Consider the following 3,840-nt stretch of genomic DNA (forward strand, 5'->3'; position numbering starts at 1 on the left):
AAAACCCTACACCCCACACCCCACACCCCACACCCTGTCCCCACGAAAAACTTTTTCAGCAGACCCTAATTAGGGGTCTCAAGCTCCCCCTAACGGCCACCGAGAAAACCTTCACCAGCTAAGTATTTTTACTCAAGTCTCTGGAGGGGGACAGCTTATGTGACAGTTGAGGGTGCGGAATGTGGGTTTCTTCTCTCCTGCCAAGGTTCTACATTGGCACGAGAAAAGGGAGGATATTCCTCCCTTCCCTGATGGGTTATACAAGAACTAGAACCTCTGGAAGTGCGTTGCAAGGGAGATGCTTGCAACGAGGTAAGTAGGGAGGCACAATTATTTGTAGGATGGGTTAGCGGTGGCGCAACATGATCGGACGTTGGGTTTCATGCTTCAACCCAACCTACGTTCTGGAAGTGCGTTGCAAGGGATACCCTTGCAACGAGGTGGAAATGAGAAGAACCCCTTACTGATTAATTTTTCACAAAAGTAAATTTACCATTTTTACCATCGGCATCCATTTTAATTTGTGCCACGGAGAATTTATCCTGAATGATTTCCCCTTCGGGAGTAAAAGCAATATCTCCCAGGACAGTGACATACTTACCCGCTAAAATTTCCTGATTTAATTGTTGGCGAATTTGTTCGAGGGAAAGTGTACTGAGTTTATTTTTATCATCTACTCGTTTTAAGGCCTCGACAAAAACTTGAATTCCCGTAAAAGCTTGAGCAGTAAATTGGGGCGGTGCTTTTTTATTTTCTGCTGTATAAGCGGCGACAAAATCCCGATTAATAGGATTATCTAATTCCGGATTATAAGCTTGAGCAATGATAATGCCATCACATTGAGCTTGACAAACTGGGAAAATATTAGAAGTATTTAAACCATTGCCACCAATAATTAATCCCTGATAGCCTAATTGTCGCAACTGTTTGACCAAATTGCCCCCGTCAGCAACCAAACCAGAAATAACCACTAAATCCGGTTTAATATTAATAGCGGCGGTGGCTTGGTTTTGAAAATCTGTATCGGTGGTTTGGAATTTCTGCACGGTGACAATATCAAGATTTAAACTCTTCAGGGTTTCTTGAAAAGTTTCCGTTTCCGATTTACTAAAAGCATCATTTTGGGCAAAAAAGACAGCCACTTTTTTAATCTTGGGATCGATTTTTAAAGCGGTTTTAACCGCATTGGGAGCGACCACAGCCACAGGAGCGGACACCCTACCCACATATTCACCGATCTGGGGGATACCTTTAGCCGTGTTAGAGGGGCCGAGAATGGGAACTTTGGCTCGATCGGCGATCGGACTAGCGGCAAAAGCTTGTTGGGACAGGGACGGACCGAGAATACCCACCACCTTATCTTTGGTGATGAGGGTATTGATGGCGTTGATCGCTCCCGGTTCATCCCCGGTCACATCCTGGATAATAACTTTAATCGGTGTTCCATTGACTCCGCCCTTTTTATTAAAATATGTTTCAGCCATCTTGACACCGATCACCTGTTCCTGTCCCAATAGGGCGAGATTGCTGGTTTGAGCTAAGGCTGCACCGATGGGAATAGCAGCAGTGGCGGCGTTTTCTGCGGGACTGGGGTTAGTTTGACTGGTGGGAGTGCTGGAATTACAGGCCACCACTAAACCAAAAGTGACTAGGGATAATATTAAGGGGATTAATAAACGTTTTCTGAGCATCTTAACTCTCCAGAGACTGATATTGTTGATGACACTATTATTTCGCTAATCGGGTTGATTTCAGCGATAATTCTCGACGCGATCGAACCGGATTCTGCTTCCTTAGCACCCTTTCTTTCCCCTAATTTTGTCGATTAACCTCCCAGTCTCATACTAAATCCTGTTTAAAAGGCATAGGAGAGTGGGGTGTAGGGTGTAGGGTGTAGGGTGTAGGGTGTGGGGAGAAGGGAGAAACAATTCATAACTTGAGAGTTAATCACACTATTGAAAACGGATTTGGTCTAACCTCCCTTTTCAGAAAAACGATTTGCCTTTTCTGGTTCTGTCGCCTAACCTAGTAGTTAGGGAATTTATTATCGCCTTTCCCGTTCACAAAACCCAGCAAGCGAAAACATCCATTTAAGATTATGACTAACCCCGTTATTCACGCCTTTTTCCTCGGACGAGCGATCGCTGAAGTGGTCAGTGAACAGCTAGAAGATGCGTTCACCAACGCTTTAAGCGAATTAGGCAAATTTGATGCCGAACAACGGGAAAACCTGCGGCAATTCGTCGAAGAAGTGCAAATGAGAGCCGATCGAGCCATGGAAAAGGGAGTATATACTGAGACAGACTCCAGTGGTTCCTCCAGTGCCGATGTGCAGGAAAACATCGACGAAATGCGGGCCGAAATCGCCCAATTGCGCTCGGAACTCAAAAACTACCAGAATTAACCAAAAACCCTCTTTTAGTCGCTTTAAAGCCCCAAAAATTGCGTGTCAGCCCTTCTACCCGTCCCCGTTACCCTAGAGTTAAACCCAGCAATGCCGGCCCTCCAAGTCGCCAAAAATAGCTATCGTTGGAATCGAGAAAACTATTCCATCAATCGTCGTCGTCTAGATATTTGGCGATTCGTTCTGACTGTACTTTATCAATTCTGGCTCAACGGTAAAAAATGGAGCTATAACGGTGGCTATAGCCAGGAAAAACTCGCCAGCAGACGCAGAAAACAAGCCGCTTGGATTCGGGAAACCATGCTAGAATTGGGTCCAACTTTTATTAAAGTCGGTCAACTGTTCTCCACCCGGGCCGATCTTTTTCCCCTCGAATATGTGGAAGAACTCTCGAAACTACAGGATCAGGTTCCCGCATTTACCTACGAACAGGCCAGCAAAATTATCGAGGTATCCCTCGGTAAACCCCTCAATCAACTCTTTAAAAGCTTCGATCCCATCCCCCTAGCAGCCGCTAGTTTAGGACAAGTTCACCGGGCCCAACTGAAGAGCGGGGAAGATGTGGTGGTCAAAGTCCAACGGCCCGGATTGAAAAAATTATTTAGTATCGATCTGACCATCCTAAAAAAAATCGCCCAATATTTCCAAAATCATCCCAAATGGGGTAAAGGTCGCGATTGGACGGGTATTTATGAAGAATGCTGTAAAATTCTCTGGGAAGAAACCGATTATCTTAACGAAGGTCGTAACGCTGACACTTTTCGCCGTAATTTTCGCGGGGAAGATTGGGTGAAAGTGCCAAAAGTCTATTGGCGCTACACCTCTCCCCGGGTTTTAACCCTAGAATACCTCCCTGGCATCAAAATCAGTCATTATGAGGCCCTAGAAGCGGCTGGACTCGATCGCAAATTGTTGGCTAAACTGGGGGCAAAAGCCTATCTAATTCAACTGCTCAATAACGGCTTTTTTCACGCGGATCCTCACCCTGGCAATATCGCCGTTGATAGTGATGGCTCCTTAATTTTCTACGATTTCGGCATGATGGGACAAATCAAAACCAACGTGCGCGAAAAATTAATGCAAACTCTCTTGGGAATTGCCCAAAAAGATGCCGATCGCGTGGTCACTTCTCTGGTCGATTTAGGAGCATTAACTGCTAATGGTGATATGGGAGCAGTGCGGCGATCGATCCAGTATATGCTCGATAACTTCATGGATAAACCCTTTGAGGAGCAATCCGTGGCCGCTATCAGCGATGATCTCTATGAAATCGCCTACGATCAGCCTTTTCGCTTTCCCGCTACCTTTACCTTTGTCATGCGGGCATTTTCTACCCTGGAAGGGGTAGGCAAAGGACTCGATCCCGAATTTAACTTTATGGAAGTGGCCCAACCTTTTGCCCTGCAATTAGTAAATGATATGACAGGAAATAATGG

The 3,840-nt window shown here is 45.5% G+C and carries 3 protein-coding genes; 2 read left to right on the forward strand and 1 reads right to left on the reverse strand.

Annotation, left to right across the window (positions count from 1 at the left end; genetic code table 11):
* Positions 1-467 precede the first annotated feature (467 nt).
* A complete protein-coding gene (locus PX481_RS08160; protein WP_002761074.1) occupies positions 468-1,691 on the reverse strand; it encodes an ABC transporter substrate-binding protein in 1,224 nt (407 codons plus the stop codon).
* Between the two features lie 407 nt (positions 1,692-2,098).
* On the opposite strand from PX481_RS08160, the gene PX481_RS08165 reads away from it, so the two are divergent.
* The gene (locus PX481_RS08165; protein WP_002761072.1) at positions 2,099-2,404 is read left to right on the forward strand and encodes a DUF6825 family protein; all 306 of its coding nucleotides are present in this window, start codon (positions 2,099-2,101) and stop codon (positions 2,402-2,404) included.
* Between the two features lie 90 nt (positions 2,405-2,494).
* On the forward strand, positions 2,495-3,840 hold a 1,346-nt coding region (locus PX481_RS08170), incomplete at its 3' end, for an ABC1 kinase family protein (protein WP_288094315.1).

Source organism: Microcystis sp. M53603_WE2, assembly GCF_030065435.1.